Source organism: Candidatus Chlorohelix sp., assembly GCF_037138995.1.
In the GTDB taxonomy this organism is placed as follows: Bacteria; Chloroflexota; Chloroflexia; order Chloroheliales; family Chloroheliaceae; genus Chlorohelix.
The window spans coordinates 115,240-131,741 of sequence record NZ_JBAXHI010000008.1; the positions used below are offsets into that span (position 1 = coordinate 115,240).

The following is a 16,502-nucleotide window of genomic DNA, read 5'->3' on the forward strand; positions in this document are numbered from 1 at the left end:
TCAGCTATTATTTGTCTGAGCTTTAGAGCTATTTTGCGAGCTGCATATAGGTGAGGCATGGTATGAACATATTATTCCAATGTTATGATTATATATATCAAACCTTAACCCTGTCAAACTTCTTTGCAAAAGTTTAATCTCAAACAGTTGGTTATAATAATAGGGTGATTATCTCAATGAAAAGTATGGAGAAAAATAAATGATTCTAGTTCTTGGAAGTACAGGCTTTATTGGAAGAAATTTGGTGCCAAAACTTGTACAAAAGTATCCCGGCAATGTTCGGATTTTGGTGCGCCCAAATGCAGGCTCCTCTAAACGAAGTGCGGCAAGTTTAGCTGCGCTGAAGAAATTAGCTGGTTTGGAAATAGTTGAAGGAGATGTATTAAATCCTGCCTCGCTTGCTAAAGCAATGAAAGGAGTTGAGACAGTTTTTGATTATGCTCAAGTCACCGCTAATTACAAGAATAAGGACAATATTTACTGGCGAGTAAATGTTGAAGGCACCAAGAATGTCGTAGCAGCAGCGGAAGCAGCAGGGGTAAAACGGTTTATTTTGGGTAGCGGTTTGGGTACTATAAAGGGTGCGCCCGGTAGTTATATGCGAACCCGGTGGGAAGCTGAGCAAACTGTACGAAACAGCAAATTAAGCTGGACTATTCTTCAACCTAGTATTCTATTTGGGCGTGGCGCAGAATTTTTCGAAGCACAGGCGCGTATTATTAAAATGCTTCCGCTTGCAACTGTTATAGGAAATGGGAAAATTCGAATGCAACCCATTTATGTTGAGGATGTCGTAGCGGCTGCAATCGAATGTATTAATCGAGATGATAAAATAGGCAAGGCAGTTGCTTTTGGAGGACCGGCTACTTTCACCTATAAAGAGCTTATATCCCTCATTGTAAAAAACTTGAAGAAGCAACGCCTGTTTTTATATCTCCCCTTGCCGTTAGCGCGTATAAACGCAGCACTGTTCAATGTAATACCAGAACCTCCTTTGACTCCGGCAACACTGGAATTATTTGATTTTGAAAATACTACCGGTGATGATCAGATTCTTGAGAAGGAATTTGGAATAAAAGCCTTTTCTTTGCAAGAGTATCTGGAAAAGAATAGTATTCTCGGTTAGTTTTGAGCAAATAAAAACCACCTGTCTTACCTTTATTGTGTAGGGCAGGTGTTATATGAATCCATCATTTTCGCCGGGTTAATTAACCCAACCGTTTTTGATAATTGCAACTACTCGTCCTTGAATTTTCACCCCATCAAGATCATCACGCTCAGAATCACCTCTTTGCGGCAAAATATGGATGGGTCCTAAATTCTGATTGGCTGGTTGTAATAATACTCGGTCTGAATAACGATGACGGTAAAATCTCTTGAGGGTTACTAGCCCGGCAGGGTCATTGCTGTCGGTAAGACAAGCAATAACGAAATCCCCTTCATCCGCCCAAGTTTGGGATTGTACTATTATTATGTCTCCATCGTCGATTTCATTTTCTATCATTGATTGACCACGTACTCTTAGGGCGTATGTTTGGCGATTGATTTTTACTTCATCTTGATTAAGCATGACAAAGTCTACATCTGCTCCATAACCGGTCTCGTGATAGGCAATCGTTACATCATACTGTCCAGCCGCGACTTCACCAACCACAGGCAATTTGACATAACTTATTTGGTTAAAATTATCCCACGGCGCTGGTCCGTCCGAAGCTACCATTTTCACACTGGAATTATAACGATTCGGACGAGTTTTAGTATTTTGGGAGGCTGCTATATTTTTAGACTGCCCTAAGATTCGGTAATCACTCAAGTTTCCTTCAGGGGTGCGTTGCGCTAGAGTGAAACCATATTCTCCGGTAATGTTGGAGGTACGCTTAAAGTTCCAACAAGATGCAGTAATTTCTCCAGAAATGGTAACTTTGTCCATATTATTATTTTCTTTGTTGTACTTCATAATAATTTTGTTTTCCTGAAGAGGTCGGGCAATTCATATCAAGGCAAGCCTGTTTCCTGCCAATAAGACAGGAAACATTAATACTATTTTCAGGTTGGGGTAAACGGAGACTTATTCTATATTGAAGCGCGGATAACCCCAACGAGTTTACCCATAACACGGGCATTGCTGAGTTTTTTAACAATCGGTCCCATAGTTGGGTTAGCCGGTTGCAAACGTACCTCATCCTTGGATTTATCAGGGTACCACTTTTTCAGTGTGGTTTCGCGTTCCTCTTCCAGCCATACTGCCACAATTTCGCCAACTTCGGCAGTTTGCTGAGGTTTAATTAAAACTATATCACCATCGGCGATAAGAGCATCCACCATTGAGTTACCCTTTACTTTAAGGGCAAATACTTCATTTGGTTTGCGTGTGCCTAGCATAGAGGGAGGAACTTCAACCGTATCTTCGGTAGTTCTATCTCTACGGTCTGGGATAGGCTCACCGGCAGCAATAGTACCAAGGAGAGGAACTTCAAGTGTTCTAGCTCCGGTAGTACGATATTTTAGACAAATGGCTCTAGATTTCCCCTCTGTGCGGCTAATATAGCCTTTTTGCTCAAGCGCTGCTAGGTTATAATCAACAACTGAGGTTGAGGAAATCGTAAGGGCTTGTTGTATTTCTCTTACAGTGGGGGGTAAGCCATTATTATCATCAATGAATTGCTCAACAAATTCAAGCATTCTTTGCTGTTTAGCAGAAAGCTGATTCATTTTGCGCCTTCCTCCTGAACGGTTTAACCGTGCGCCAGTTTTAGCAGGCACTTCGGTCGGGTTTTTATAGTTTTTAGAAGGTGCAACGCTTGTGGGTTTTATTTGCACCGCTTCAATTTCTGCGGAAGCAGTTCTAGGTTTAGCACTTACTGCATTAGCCATTAAAATTGAAACTCCCTGTTAGTTATAGCACCCTCTAGGTTATAAAGGATTTGTAAGTTATGCTCTTATATTTGTAGGGCATAGCTTCGTGATTAAACCAAATATACAATAGAACAATTATACGCACGAACAAGGGTTCTTGTCAAGGGGTTTTTTCTATATGAATAGGTGTTTTAGTCCTATAATTTGGAAACGGGCGCTAGAGATGCATGCGCCCGTCGGGTTTTGGGTAAAATTTCAGTCTGCCAGCAAATGTACCAGCAATCCTTTTTGAGCATGCAAACGATTCTCGGCTTGCTGGAAAACCGCGCTTTGCGACCCTTCCAATACTTCCTCGGTAACTTCATCGCCCCGGTGCGCTGGTAGGCAATGCAATATCAATGTGTCAGGTTTTGCCATTTCCAGCAAGCTAGAATTAATCTGGTAAGGCTTGAAAACGCGACGACGCAATTCAGCTTCGCTTTCCTGTCCCATACTAGCCCACACATCGGTGTAGATTACATCAGCCTCGGCTACTGCTTCTGGGCTGTTGCTAACCTTTACATAGCTATTACCGTTAGCGAGTTGGCGAGCTTGATATACGATTTCTTCATCGGGCCAATACTGGGGGGGAGTGATTATTGTAATGTTTATTCCGCTTAAAGCGGAAGCGAGCGCAAGGCTATGCGCCATATTGTTTCCATCCCCGATATAAGCCATTGTCAGCCCTTTGAGCTTGCCGAATCGCTCCCGGATGGTCAATAGATCGGCGAGCGCTTGACAGGGATGTTCCCGGTCGGTAAGACCGTTGATTAGAGGCTTACTAGAATAGTTGGCGAGTTCCACCAAGGTCGAATGGTCACGTACCCGCGCCAGAATACCGTCTGCCATGCTGCTGATAACCCGTGATACGTCGGAGGAAGTTTCGCGCTTGCCGAGTCCAATTTCGGTGGGCGCAAGATAAAAAGCGCGTCCGCCAAGTTGGTACATACCGATGTCGAAAGAAAGGCGCGTGCGTAACGAGGGATGCTCAAAAATCATCGCCAATGACTTACCGTTCAGAATAGGGGTTGGTTCACCGCGTTTAAGTCGTGTCTTAATATCGAGCGCGGTATCCAACACCTGCGCCAGTTCTTGAGCGTTCAAGTCCGCAGACGAAAGTAGATGCCTACCCTTTAGAATGGGTATAAATGTAGCGTTATTGTCGTTCATCTTGTCCTGTATTTTTCTCCTTCAACCAATCCCGTGTTTCCATTAGCAGATTTTCGGCAGCAGTAAGTGCATTGGCAACTTGTTCGGGGGCAGTTCCGCCGGTAGTCTTACGCGAGCCAAGGCTGGACTCAACCGTTATCAGCAAAATATCTTCGTCAAATTCAGCGGCAAGCATCCGGTATTCTTCCAACTTTAGGTCTGCAAAGGTGCGCCCTTCTTCAACGCACTTTTTAACCAATTTGCCCGATATTTCGTGTGCTTGCCGAAACGGGATGCCCTTTTTCACTAGATAATCGGCAATATCGGTGGCGGTAGCAAAACTACCTTGTGCGGCGCGATAGAGCGTTCCAGTGCGGATTTGCATGGTGGCGACCATCCCGTTGAAAACGGTCAGGCTGTTAACCAAGGTTTCTACCGAATCAAAGAGCGGCTCTTTGTCTTCCTGCATATCCTTGTTATAAGCCAGCGGCAGCCCTTTGAGCATGGTTAATACCGATACCAGATTGCCTACCATACGCCCACTTTTACCGCGTACGAGTTCTGCCATATCAGGGTTTTTTTTCTGCGGCATGATGCTACTTCCGGTGCTGTAGGCATCATCCAGTTCGATGAAGCCGAACTCGCCGCTCGACCACAAAACAATTTCTTCGGAAAAACGGCTCAGATGCACCGCACAAAGAGCGGCGGCAGAGAGCGTTTCTACTACGAAATCGCGATCACTTACTGCATCAAGGCTGTTGCGGGTAATTGCGTTCATTCCCAGTTGTTCCGCCACATATTCGCGGTCGAGCGGGTAGGGTACGCCTGCCAACGCGCCACTGCCAAGCGGTGATACATCGGTACGGGTATAGCAATCGTAAAAACGCCCGGCATCGCGTTGCAACATCTCGAAGTAAGCCAACAAATGGTGGGAAAGTAAAACAGGTTGCGCCCGCTGTAGATGGGTATAGCCGGGCATAATTACCCCGTGCCATTTTTGTGCCAGCTTTAGCAAGGTTTCTTGCAAATTGGCGATGCGCTCAACAATCGTCACAATTGCTGAGCAGGTATAGAGGCGCACGTCCAAGGCTACTTGATCGTTGCGACTACGCCCTGTATGAAGCCGTCCGGCAGCAGACCCGATTTCTTCTGCCAGTACCGCTTCAATGTTCATGTGAATATCTTCGCGGTCGAGCCTGAACTCAAATTCGCCTTGTTCGATACGAGCGCGGATTTTTTCCAGCCCTGCAATTATTGTATTCGAGTCTTCGGGCGAAATGATGCTCTGTTTTGCCAGCATACGGGCATGAGCGATAGAACCGGCAATGTCCTGTCGGTATAGGTTGCGGTCAAAAGGAATCGAAGCCCCGAACTCTTCGGCGGTTTTATCAACCTCTTTACCGAAGCGTCCTCCCCACAATTTCATTATTATCCTCATTAGAAATCAGAAGCCGGTCAACAAGCGTCAAATTCCGACTTCCAGCTTAATTGCCGAAAGCATACAAACGGTTATCAAAACAGGTGAAATAAATCTTCCCGTTAGCAGCCGCAGGTGCAGAGGCTATTATATCATCTGCCTGATAATCCCACTTTTTCTTGCCTGTCGCAGTCTCAAGGGCGTAGAACCGGCTGTCATTAGAGCCGAAGAAGACGGTATCGCTTGCCACCAGAGGAGAGGAAGCCACACCATCTCCTGTCTGAAATTCCCATATTTTTGCCCCGCTTGTGGCATCTAGCGCGTAAAACTTCTTATCGAAAGAGCCGATAAAGACTTTCCCACCTGCCACTGCCGCCGAAGAACGAATCGCTGCGCCCGTTTTGAACTCCCATTTCTGTGCGCCAGTGTTTATATCCAGCGCGTGAACGCTGCTGTCGTCCGCTCCGAAATATGCCAACCCATTGGAAACGGCGGGGGAGGAGGCAATGCCTTTCTTGCCCGGCACTTCGTAAGTCCATTTGACTTTGCAAGTGGCGGTATCCATAGCGATAAAACGTCCGTCATTGACCCCAAAAAGGGCAAGATTATTGACTATTGCAGGGCTACCCGTAACACCGTTATTGAAGGGTTGTCCAAGCGAAAGAGCGCAGCGTTTCTGCCCAGTATTGGCATCCACAACATAGAAACTACCATCTTGCCCGCCAAAGTAAACCGCGCCGTTGATTATCTGTGGCGACCCGGTAATCGGCGAAAGGGTTGGGAAATCCCATTTCTTTTTCTGGGTAGTCAGGTCAATTGCGTAAAAGAAGCCGTTTTGTGAGCCAAAATAAATGGTGTTTCCGGCTACAGCGGGTGTACCAACGATAGGTCCAGAGGTAAAGAACCACTTTTTATCGCCAGTCTTTATATCAATAGCATAGAGAGCACCATAATCTGAGCCAAGATAAATAGTGTCGCCCACAATTACAGGCGAGCCGGGTAACTCTTGCCCGTAAGTTTTTGCCCATAAGCGGTTGAGAGGAGTGTTAATTTTAGCGTCAAATGCACGAGTTCTACCGGGATTCAAGCCGCTATTGGGCCAGCTTTGACCGCTGCTATCTCCGCTACTCTGGGCGGCAGGTCCGGTTGGGGTGGGCGGGAGCGGCACGGAAGTGCTTAAATCTAGGTCGGTTGCCATTGTTGCGATAGCGTTAGCGGTCTGGAGATTACCAACATTCAGACCGTTGTTACCCACCAGTGGAGCAGGTGTGCTACGTGCTGCCTGAGAAGCACTGGTAGCAATATTACCGGCAGAGTTGGAAGTGAGGATAAGGAAGAAAGCAATAATCAACGCCACCAGTGCCAGGGCTAGGGCAATTTCAAGACCGCGACCTTGTTTTCCCCCCGTGTCCTTGCTTTCCGATTTAGTGATTGGAACAGCGGAGTTACCCTGTTTAGCTGAGGCATCCCGAACTAACACCGCTTGACGATTTTCCGGTTGGTCGGTATCGAGTTCAACACCGGGTTGCTTGGATTTCGGTTTGGCTTTTTTGTCGGGTTTATTTTCCAAAGCCGTTCTCCTTTTTCTACTTCAATATGGGCGAGAAACTTGCCATTTTTTACTAATAAAAAACGCCAGAATATTACTTCTGGCGCGTCATATTTCCTATTTCTTTTCTTCTTCGGAATGGGTATCAGGCGATACTGCATCAGGTGATGCCAACGATAGCATTTCGCCCTGAGTGCGCCCTGCCAGTTGGATTTGCGATTGGTTACGCAAGGATAGCCCGAAGATGTTGATAAAGCCTACCGAGGCTTCGTGTTTGAACTGGTCGCCTTTGTCGTAGGTTGCCAACGCGAAGTTATAGAGTGATTTAGGCGAATCACAGGAGGCTTTTATCACGTTGCCCTTGAATAGTTTGACCGTAACCGTACCGCTGACATAGCGTTGGCTGCTGGCTACATATGCGGCAAGGTCTTGATGGAGTGGGCTGAACCATAAGCCGTTATAAACCAAATCGCCGTATTCGGCGGCTACCCGTGTTTTGAAACGTGCCGAGTCTTTAGTTAGGGTGAGGTCTTCCAGCCAACGGTGGGCGCGGTGCAGAACAATTGCAGCGGGCGCTTCATAAATTTCGCGACTCTTGATACCCACCAGACGGTTCTCAATGTGGTCAATACGACCAATTCCATGCCGTCCGGCAATTTCATGTAGTTTGGTAATCAGGGTCACTCCATCCATACGCTCGCCATTTAGAGCGATAGGGATACCGCGCTCAAACTGAATTTCCACGTATTCGGCTATATCGGGTTGCTTGTCCGGGCTTGCCGTCCACTCATAGACTTCTTCGAGTGGCTCGTTGCGAGGGTCTTCCAGCGGACCCGCTTCCACGCTGCGACCCCACAGGTTCTGATCAACGCTGTAGCGTTTTTGGCTGACCGAGAGCAAAGGAATGTTATTTTGGGCAGCATACTCGATTTCTTCATCGCGAGTCATGCGCCATTCACGCACCGGAGCAATAATTTTCAAATCTGGCGCCAGCACGTTTACCGAAATGTCAAAGCGCACCTGATCGTTGCCTTTTCCGGTACAGCCGTGTGCTACCGCTGTAGCACCTTCCTCACGCGCTACCTGCACCAGATTCCAAGCGATTAGTGGGCGTGCCAGCGCGGTTGCCAATGGGTATTCGCCTTCGTATAATGCGCCTGCCTGAAGCGCGGGCCAGATGAAGTATTTGACGAATTCTTCTTTGACATCGCGCACCAAGGCGTTAACTGCGCCGATTTCAAGCGCACGCTTGCGGATGGATTCAAGGTCGCGGTCATTCGCGCCCACATCTACGGTGAGCGTAACCACTTCCATATCGTATTTTTCTTTAATCCATTTGATGGCAACGCTGGTGTCAAGACCACCGCTATATGCCAGTACAACCTTCTGCATTGTTCTCTCGTTCTCCTCGCAGAAATAATAATTATGTTATGTAATTGTAATAGGTTGATTGTAGCATAAGGGACATATCACATGCAATATATCCCTTAGCTTTGTGAAAGAAGGCGGTTTATTGTCTCAATTGTAATTCCCTCCAGCGATGGCACTACTAGGTTCGCACCTGCTGCCCGTAAACTATCTTCGCTGTGATGCCCTACAAAGGTGATAGCAATGCTTTTCATACCCCCGGCTGTCGCCGCTTCGATGCCAGCTACCGCATCTTCCATAACTAAACAGTTCTGGGGAGGGACTCCCATTCTTTGTGCTGCTACCAGAAAGACTTCCGGGTCTGGCTTACCTTGTTTAGTATCTTCCATACCGACAATAGCTTGAAAATACGGTAGGCTTCCGGTAATTTCGGTAATCATTTCGAGGTTTTTATGGGGTGCGCTACTGCCAAGTGCCTGTTTATAACCAGCAGCTTTCAATCCATCCAGCAATTCGCGCACACCGGGCAATAAATCAATCCCGTGACGCGCTTCTGCTCGATAATAAAGCTCTTTTTGCTCGCCCAATTGCGCTATTTCTTCGGGGGTGTGTCCGGGAAAAAGCGAGCCGATGATTTCAGGGTTGCGTCTGCCGAAGGTAGCGGTAAAATCATCGCGGGTAAAGGGCATCTTCAAGTCCTGTGCCAATTGCACCCATGCATTAAAATGAAGTTCTCCGGTATCCACTAGCGTACCATCTACATCCCAAATCACCGCGTATAGGTTCTGATTAGACAAAGCTAACTTCCTTACTTAAAGATACTCATAAAAATGAACTAAAATAACAGGCTAGATTATACTACTTTCCACCTAAAACGACATAGGCGAAATCTACTATTAAGATAACATACGCAATACCAGAATGTTATTTCTTTACTGCTTCTTAGCAGCTTCATTCGGGCGCAAGATTAGTTGTTGGGCAGTGGAAAAGGTTTTGGCACGAATAAGCAATACTGAGGCAATTGCTGTTAAACCTGAAGCGGCGTAAATCATGGCGATAACTGCAAACTGGTAGATAGCGGCGTAAATTGGGTCACTTCCCGCTAGTATCATTCCGGTCATTAAGCCCGGTATCCACACAATGCCCAAAGAACTGAGATTATCAATACGCGGTATCAGGCTGGAATGAACCGCCGATTGTATGTAAGGTGCGACCATTGTTTCAGGTTTGGCTCCAAGCGCTAAACCCGCTTCAATGAGTCCGACATGTGCCTTTACATCTGAGTTATAACGCTCTAACGCTTGCGCTCCGGCATTCATAGCGTTGGCGACTAGCATACTTCCCACCGGAATAACCGAAATAGAGGAGCAATCAATCACTCCAATTAATACCATCAATAAAATAACCAAACCTGCGCCAAGCCCGATTCCATAGAACGAAGCCCAGAATGTTCCGGGTATAGTTTTGGTTCGTTGGTAGTTCATGGTTGAAGCAGCAAGAATCATTGCCAGCAATATAAATATGCTGAGCCAATCCGGTCCTTTCAATACAAATACCAGTACCACCCCCACCAGCACTATTTGTACTATCCCGCGAATTAGCGCAACGATTACTTCTCTTTCGAGGTGGATTTTCTGCCAACGTGCGCCTAAAGTAACCAACAAAACCAGTGTAACTGTTGCGACCACTTGAAAAATTCCCAGCATCAACTGATCTTTAAACAAGTTGCTAAGCATGTATAATTTCCTCTACTGTGCCAATTGCAGCTAATTTTCCTTTAACCAGATACAAAGCGCGGTTGGCAATTCTGGCAGCTTGCGCCATATTATGGGTGATGATAAGGCAAGTTAGGTTTTCTTCTGCAATAATATTGCTCAAGAGGGTTTCCACTTCATGCTCAGCCTCTGAGTCAAGCGCGGAGGTTGGTTCATCCAGCAGTAATATTTTTGGTGAGTTAGCCAGAGTGCGTGCCAGCGAAACTCTTTGAGCTTCACCGCCAGAAAGATTGTTAATATTACGTTCCTGATAGCCGGGCAACCCCACTCTTTCCAAAAGCCAGCTAATTCTTTCAGAACTGAGGGTTATTCCGCGCTGGCGAGGTCCAAAACTGATATTCTCTGCAATTGAACCGGGGAAAAGATAGGGTACTTGCGAGACCATCCCGATTTGCTGGCGTATAATTGAAGGAGGTAAAGTTCTGTAATCTTTGCCTTCATAATAAACAGTGCCTGAAGTTGGCTCATCCAACCGATTAATCAATCTTAAAAAGGTGGTTTTTCCTGCTCCGCTTGGTCCGATAATTGCCAGAACTTCGCCCTGTTCTACTTGGATGTTTATATTTTCGATTAGGATTTTATCCGCAATTTGCCGACTGAGGTTTTTTGTCTCGATTATCATAATTTGTATTTTTTCCGGTTTGTAAATAAAAGATACGCTGCACAATTATAATCCTTTTGAACTTACATTTTTACACTTATTAATCCAAATCAAAAGCGTTTGACTACACCGGGCTGCCCGGCAACCGTTCATCAGTTTGTACCTGTACATAGCCTCAACAAATATTCGGTTTAGTATTGTCGAAAAAGCATGATAAAGCACACAAAATCACAAAATCGTATAAGATGACCACCTTGCGTGGGCGTGTTATAATGTTAAATAACATTACATAACATGTGTTTGCCATTGGCTGCAAATTCCGAAAGGTGGAAATCATTGACTATCGGCAATTCCTCCAAGCAACTGCAAGAAGGCATCCAGAAGGTTAAAGATGGAAGCCTCGAAGATGCTTATAATATTTTCAGAAAATTAACCGACAAGGATCCCAACAACGAGTTTGCTTGGATCTGGCTTGCTACTACCTCCACCAATCCGGCAGAGAAACGCAGCGCACTCGGACATGCTTTGGATATAAATCCGAATAGCAGCCATGCTAAAGATGCTTTGCTCGACCTGGATATGAAAATGCGTGCCGCACAGCCATCCGAACCTCCCTTTAGCCTACCGCCCTTGCCTGGTAATCCTCCAATCGGCATTCCTCCCGAAAATGATGACCCGTTGGCAACTTTAAGGGCAACTCCCGGCAGCAAAAAAAATAAGAAACAAAAGAAAACTGCTGCGACTAAAGGAAGTACCCAGCAGCCCGGCAAAAAAGGTTCTCGCCGGTTCAGGCTGGCGGTATTCGCGATTGCGGTTGCGATTCTGGTATTGTCAATTGCTTTTGTGGTCACGCAAAACCAAAATAATACCCAGACGGTTGCCACTGATGAGAACACCACTCCAACCGTGATAATAACTACAACTGTTACTACTCCTGTGCCTTCTGAAACTACTGCGGAGGTTACACCTACGGTTCGGAGTGAAACTGTTGCTGTTACTACCCAATCCGCTGTTCAGGCAACTACTGTAGTGGCGGGGCAATCTGGTACAGGTGGAACAGCCGCCGACAGAATCGATAAATTGGTGCTGGCTAGTCGGAAAAGTGCGGATGCAGGAGATTTTAAAGCGGCGGTTGCTTCTCTTAACGAGGCATTAGGAATAGAACCGCGCAATATTCCCGCCAATTTTGAGCTTGGCTTAACCTATATGCACGCTCCTGATGACCAGTCGGTGGGTGGCGGCAACCGCTTTGAAGCAGCCACACAATCTTTCAAACGTGTAACTGAACAGGCTCCGATTTGGGCGGGAGGATGGGCTAGATACGGTGAGGCTCTATCTGCACGTGGGGATGTGCCGGGTGCAATCAAGGCATTGGCACGCAGCCTTGAGCTTGACCCAAATGGAGCGGAAAGATGGCTGACGCTGGCAGTATTGTACGAGCGCAATAACCAACAAGCTGAGGCGGGCTATGCTCGTCAGCGAGCGCAAGGTATCAATGCTACGCCACCGCCGGGTGCGCCCCGCTAAAAAATAGGATTTATGCCTTTAGGCAAAGATTCTTATAACTGTATCAATAAATTTTCTCCGACAACCCGACAATCTAGGAGAAACACATAAATGAATTTGAACACACAAGCCGAGATTGAGAGCCGGTTCAAGCAAGGTGTTGACCTTGCTAAACAGGGCAATCAAGGCGAGGCATATCGCATTTTTCTTGAAATTACCAAGCTAAACCCTACCAACGAACAAGCTTTGCTATGGCGTGCTGCTGTCAGCGTCAATCCGGCTGAAACTCTAGCCTGTTTGGAATTGGCGCTGAAAATTAATCCAAACAATGAACGCGCCAAAGCCGGACTGGAGTGGGCAATGCAGCGGATGAACACTGCTATACCCAATACAGAAAACCTGCTCAAAGAACAGAAAATACATCCTACAAACGTACAAAACGAAACAAAAGCCGCTGATATTCCGTACAAAAGAAGTAGGTTTCAAACCCAACAGGTAAAATTCATAACTCCTGCACCTGTATCTATTGAACGAGAAGTTAGGAAAGTTGCGAACAAACCTGAGAAAAAGAGTAAACGCGCCTCGTCTATCGAAAAAAAAGTAGAAAGCGAGGTATTGCAAGCAGCGGTTCCAAAAATAGCGCTGACCATTTCTGAAAAGGTCAGGTGGAATGCACAACGTACTGCAAACAGTTTTAACGATACGCGTTTAGCTCTGAGGTGGTCTTTATTACTCTTCCTGATGGCAGTATGCCTAGTATTAGCAGGGTTTGCGCTCGCTCAGCTTGCCACAGGTTTGGGTGTTGCAGCTCTGGGAATTACTTTATTTGGCGTTTACCTGCTCAGCCGATCAGATTATTAAAAAGTAGAGAGAAGAGAAAAGCATCTATGTTTAAAGAGCTAAGAAAGCTTTTTACCGCACCCTTTGGCGGCACAGGTTATGGGGTGAGTGGTACTGGCGGGGGTGGCGGAGGCGATGACTCCGGTAAAGACCCCAAACGTGACAAACCCTCCGATGATGATAGCCCAAAATCTAAAGACCCTTTTGAAAATTTTGATTTCACCCAATTTCGTTCGCGCCGTTCGGGACCTCCACCACGCAACCCGGATGATAATCCTCGTGGGCGACAACCTTTTGGCAACTTTGATTTCAGTCAGTTCGGAGGCGGCAGAGGAAACATACCGCAAGTGCAATTCAATATGCCACGCCCTAGCCGCGGAGCGATAATTGCAATTATTGTTGCCGTAGTGGTAGTGGTATTTGCGATATTTTTGCCCGGCTTGTTGGGATTCTGGGCAGACATTATGTGGTTTCAGGAAATCGGTCAACAGAGCGTATATTGGACTGGAATTATTGCCAGAATTGGCGCATTCGCAGTAGCAGCGGTAGTCGCATTCATCGTCATAATGTTGAACGTATGGGTGGCACGCCGTATTGGACCACGCGGGCCGGTAATTGATGCCGCGCCGGATAACCCGCTTACTGCCCTGTTAGGTGGCAGCGTGCGCCTGTTGAATATACTTTTTGTGGTAGCCGCGATTATCATCAGTTTAGTAATGGCGGGCGCTTTTTCCAGCAATTGGCAGGTTATTTTAACCTATCTAAACGCGGCAAGTTGGACTGATACCGAGAAAATATTCAATCAAACAGCCGGGTTTTATGTATTTGAACTACCTTTCTATAGCTTCATACAAGGCTGGTTAATTGGATTAGGTGTAGTGTCGGTGATAGCGGCGGCGTTGGTATATGGCTTGAACTTTGCCCTATCTGGACGCACCATTAGCCTGACCACCGGCATAAAATCTCATGTTTCGGTGCTTGGCGCATTTTTGCTGGCTCTTTTCGCGTGGGGCTATCAGATTGCAAACAGCAATTTGGTGTATTCACCGCGGGGCGTAACACCCGGCGCAAGCGCAACGGATGTTGAATCGCAATTTCCTGCCAACAATATTCTTTCGATAATTGTGCTGGCAGCCGCGATTTTATTACTTGCCAATATTTTCGTGCGAAACGAACGACTTGGTACTACTTTGTTGATAGGAGCATCCGGTGTATGGTTGGGGGCAACTATCTTGCTAGGAGGCGTGTTTCCCTCTTTGTACCAGAACTTCAGCGTAAAGCCCAACGAAATTACCAAAGAATCAAAATATATCAGCAACACAATCGAACAGACTCGCAAAGCATTCGGCTTGGACAAATTGGAGCGAATTCCGTTTCAGGGAACAGTAGCGTTGACTCAGCAAGATGTACAGCAAAATCCATTGGTAGTAGATAATATCCGATTATGGGATTACGACAAGGTACGCGCGGTGTATGACCAACGCGAAACTTTGCGTCGCTACTACAATTTTGAGGATGTTGACATAGATCGTTACCCGTTGCGAAACGGCAATCTTACTCAGGTGATGATTAGCGCCCGTGAATTGCGTATCAGCAATCTCGATGCAAACGCTCAAACATGGCAAAGCCAGCATGTGCAATATACTCACGGGTACGGCTTCCAAGCTAGTCCGGTCAATCAGTTTGACTCGCAGGGGCAACCTGTCAATTTGATTACTCAGAGCTTTCCCATCAGCAGCACTGGTGTGTTAAAAGTGGATCAACCTCGAATCTACTATGGTAGTTCTTACAACAACCGCACCGACTACGCGATTGTTGGTACGAAATTGCCTGAAATTGACTATCCTTTCACCGAAGCGATACCCGGCAAAACGGCTGGGCAAAGCGGAGATAACGCTACCTATGCCTATGGCGGTCTGGGTGGTATTAAACTGGATAATTTTTTTGCAAAATTGGCGTTTTCCGCTAAGCTGGGCGATTTCAACCTGTTAATCAGCGACTCGGTCGGAGATAACAGCAAATTGCTGATTAACCGCAATGTCAGTGACAGAATTCGTCTGGTAGCGCCCTTCTTGCGCCTCGATTCCGATCCATATCTTGTGGTGAGCGGTGGTCGGATGTATTGGATAGTAGATGCCTATACCTCCACCCAACGTTACCCGCACGCGGGTTATCTGGATAGTGCCAAAACCGTTAACTACATTCGCAATTCGGTCAAAATCGTGACAGATGCTTATGATGGCACAATGTCTTTCTACATAGTGGATGATACTGACCCTTTGGTAAAAACATGGGCGAATATTTATCCTACACTGTTCAAGCCTTCCAACACTATACCGGCAGACTTGAAGGCACATTTCCGCTATCCAGAAGATTTATTTCGATGGCAAAGCCTGATGTACCTTACTTACCATGTGGATGACCCGACTGCGTACTATACACGCAGTGACCAATGGCAGTTGCCACAAGATCCTCGCCCTGATTATGCGGGTCAGGCGCTTCCTGCTACCTATCTGGTAACTCAGTTGCCGGGAGGACAAACCAAGCCCGAATTTGTGTTGATTCAGCCATTTGAGCCGCAAGGCAAACGCAATATGGTAGCGTGGATGGCTGCCCGGATGGATGGGGAAAATTACGGCAAGTTGGTGATTTATGACTTCCCCGGCTCGGTGAACGTCAACGGACCAACACAGTTCTTTTCAACGCTCTCGAATGACCAAGAGTTCTCGCGTTATCGCAACCTGTTAAATCAGGGTGGCTCAACAAAATTTGAAGCAGGTCCTATTATCATCATTCCAATTGATAAATCGGTGTTGTATGTATTGCCATATTACCTGAGCAATAGCAGCAACCCGATTCCTCAACTTAATACGGTGGTGGTAGGTACTTCGGATAACCGAATAGCGACTGGTAGCAACCTAACTGAAGCCTTGACAAAGGTCTTTCAAGTGCAGCCTAATCCAACGACAACTGGCGGCGGCACCACCACTGGTACGCAGCCAACCCCCGGTACAACTATAACACCGGTGGTAACTGCACCTATCGGTACTCCTGCGCAGGGTGTTGCCACGCCAGAACCAGCTTCGGTAGCCGAATACATTCTGTCTAGTCAGGCTCACTTGAAAAAAGCTGATACGGCACGCTTGGGTGGCGACCTTACCACTTACCAAAAGGAACTGAATTTTGCTCAGCAAGATTTGGACAAACTCCAGAAGCTGCTCGGCTTAAGCAAGTAGAATCGGGATAAAATAGTGGCTCTCTTCTCGTTTTGAACGAGTGGGGAGCCTTTTTATTGGGAATTCTGGAAGTTGGGGGCAGGCATTTTCTACTAATTCAAAAACACCATAAAATATTCTCTGAAAAGGCTTGACAATGAGGAGGAGGAGTGGTATATTATCCAAG

The 16,502-nt window shown here is 46.6% G+C and carries 13 protein-coding genes; 4 read left to right on the forward strand and 9 right to left on the reverse strand.

The genetic code is table 11. The features are described 5' to 3' along the window. Window positions 1–199 precede the first annotated feature (199 nt). A complete protein-coding gene (locus WCK19_RS06055) occupies window positions 200–1,126 on the forward strand; it encodes an NAD(P)H-binding protein (protein WP_342396476.1) in 927 nt (308 codons plus the stop codon). Window positions 1,127–1,204: 78 nt separating this feature from the next. Here the strand turns inward: WCK19_RS06055 and WCK19_RS06060 are convergent, their stop codons facing one another. The 9 genes from WCK19_RS06060 to WCK19_RS06100 form a co-directional block, all read right to left on the reverse strand. Next, on the reverse strand, window positions 1,205–1,957 hold the full coding sequence (locus WCK19_RS06060; protein WP_342396477.1) for a S24 family peptidase: 753 nt from the start codon (window positions 1,955–1,957) through the stop codon (window positions 1,205–1,207). 116 nt (window positions 1,958–2,073) lie between these two features. After that, window positions 2,074–2,874 carry a transcriptional repressor LexA gene (gene lexA, locus WCK19_RS06065; protein ID WP_342396478.1) on the reverse strand — a complete coding sequence of 267 codons (801 nt, stop codon included), beginning with the start codon at window positions 2,872–2,874 and terminating at the stop codon, window positions 2,074–2,076. A gap of 237 nt (window positions 2,875–3,111) precedes the next feature. After that, window positions 3,112–4,065 carry an ornithine carbamoyltransferase gene (argF, locus tag WCK19_RS06070; RefSeq protein WP_342396479.1) on the reverse strand — a complete coding sequence of 318 codons (954 nt, stop codon included), beginning with the start codon at window positions 4,063–4,065 and terminating at the stop codon, window positions 3,112–3,114. After that, window positions 4,052–5,470, reverse strand: a complete 1,419-nt coding sequence (argH, locus tag WCK19_RS06075) for an argininosuccinate lyase (RefSeq protein WP_342396480.1) — start codon at window positions 5,468–5,470, stop codon at window positions 4,052–4,054. Before argH ends, argF begins: the two co-directional genes overlap by 14 nt. Window positions 5,471–5,528: 58 nt before the next feature. Continuing rightward, a complete protein-coding gene (locus tag WCK19_RS06080; RefSeq protein ID WP_342396481.1) occupies window positions 5,529–7,031 on the reverse strand; it encodes a PQQ-binding-like beta-propeller repeat protein in 1,503 nt (500 codons plus the stop codon). Window positions 7,032–7,127: 96 nt separating this feature from the next. Continuing rightward, window positions 7,128–8,402 carry an argininosuccinate synthase gene (locus WCK19_RS06085; protein ID WP_342396482.1) on the reverse strand — a complete coding sequence of 425 codons (1,275 nt, stop codon included), beginning with the start codon at window positions 8,400–8,402 and terminating at the stop codon, window positions 7,128–7,130. Window positions 8,403–8,497: 95 nt separating this feature from the next. After that, window positions 8,498–9,175, reverse strand: coding sequence for an HAD family phosphatase (locus WCK19_RS06090; protein ID WP_342396483.1), 678 nt, complete (start codon window positions 9,173–9,175; stop codon window positions 8,498–8,500). Window positions 9,176–9,310: 135 nt separating this feature from the next. Continuing rightward, window positions 9,311–10,114 carry an ABC transporter permease gene (locus WCK19_RS06095; RefSeq protein ID WP_342396484.1) on the reverse strand — a complete coding sequence of 268 codons (804 nt, stop codon included), beginning with the start codon at window positions 10,112–10,114 and terminating at the stop codon, window positions 9,311–9,313. After that, a complete protein-coding gene (locus tag WCK19_RS06100; RefSeq protein ID WP_342396485.1) occupies window positions 10,107–10,775 on the reverse strand; it encodes a phosphate ABC transporter ATP-binding protein in 669 nt (222 codons plus the stop codon). The genes WCK19_RS06095 and WCK19_RS06100 overlap by 8 nt, the downstream gene beginning before the upstream one ends. 315 nt (window positions 10,776–11,090) lie before the next feature. On the opposite strand from WCK19_RS06100, the gene WCK19_RS06105 reads away from it, so the two are divergent. The 3 genes from WCK19_RS06105 to WCK19_RS06115 all read left to right on the forward strand — a co-directional run bounded on the left by WCK19_RS06105 (window position 11,091) and on the right by WCK19_RS06115 (window position 16,336). Continuing rightward, window positions 11,091–12,281: a tetratricopeptide repeat protein gene (locus WCK19_RS06105; RefSeq protein WP_342396486.1), complete on the forward strand. Its 1,191-nt coding sequence runs from the start codon at window positions 11,091–11,093 to the stop codon at window positions 12,279–12,281. Between the two features lie 90 nt (window positions 12,282–12,371). Continuing rightward, complete coding sequence (locus tag WCK19_RS06110) at window positions 12,372–13,121, forward strand: hypothetical protein (protein ID WP_342396487.1); 750 nt, start codon at window positions 12,372–12,374, stop codon at window positions 13,119–13,121. A 26-nt stretch (window positions 13,122–13,147) separates the two neighbouring features. Next, on the forward strand, window positions 13,148–16,336 hold the full coding sequence (locus tag WCK19_RS06115) for a UPF0182 family protein (protein ID WP_342396488.1): 3,189 nt from the start codon (window positions 13,148–13,150) through the stop codon (window positions 16,334–16,336). The last annotated feature ends 166 nt before the right edge of the window (window positions 16,337–16,502 follow it).

What these genes read in the sequence shown, in the direction of transcription:
- WCK19_RS06055 (WP_342396476.1), top strand. Translation starts at nt 200, where the DNA reads ATGATTCTAGTTCTTGGAAGTACAGGCTTTATTGGAAGAAATTTGGTG.
- WCK19_RS06110 (WP_342396487.1), top strand. Translation starts at nt 12,372, where the DNA reads ATGAATTTGAACACACAAGCCGAGATTGAGAGCCGGTTCAAGCAAGGT.
- argH (WP_342396480.1), bottom strand. Translation starts at nt 5,470, where the DNA reads ATGAAATTGTGGGGAGGACGCTTCGGTAAAGAGGTTGATAAAACCGCC.
- WCK19_RS06095 (WP_342396484.1), bottom strand. Translation starts at nt 10,114, where the DNA reads ATGCTTAGCAACTTGTTTAAAGATCAGTTGATGCTGGGAATTTTTCAA.
- argF (WP_342396479.1), bottom strand. Translation starts at nt 4,065, where the DNA reads ATGAACGACAATAACGCTACATTTATACCCATTCTAAAGGGTAGGCAT.
- lexA (WP_342396478.1), bottom strand. Translation starts at nt 2,874, where the DNA reads ATGGCTAATGCAGTAAGTGCTAAACCTAGAACTGCTTCCGCAGAAATT.
- WCK19_RS06115 (WP_342396488.1), top strand. Translation starts at nt 13,148, where the DNA reads ATGTTTAAAGAGCTAAGAAAGCTTTTTACCGCACCCTTTGGCGGCACA.
- WCK19_RS06100 (WP_342396485.1), bottom strand. Translation starts at nt 10,775, where the DNA reads ATGATAATCGAGACAAAAAACCTCAGTCGGCAAATTGCGGATAAAATC.
- WCK19_RS06060 (WP_342396477.1), bottom strand. Translation starts at nt 1,957, where the DNA reads ATGAAGTACAACAAAGAAAATAATAATATGGACAAAGTTACCATTTCT.
- WCK19_RS06085 (WP_342396482.1), bottom strand. Translation starts at nt 8,402, where the DNA reads ATGCAGAAGGTTGTACTGGCATATAGCGGTGGTCTTGACACCAGCGTT.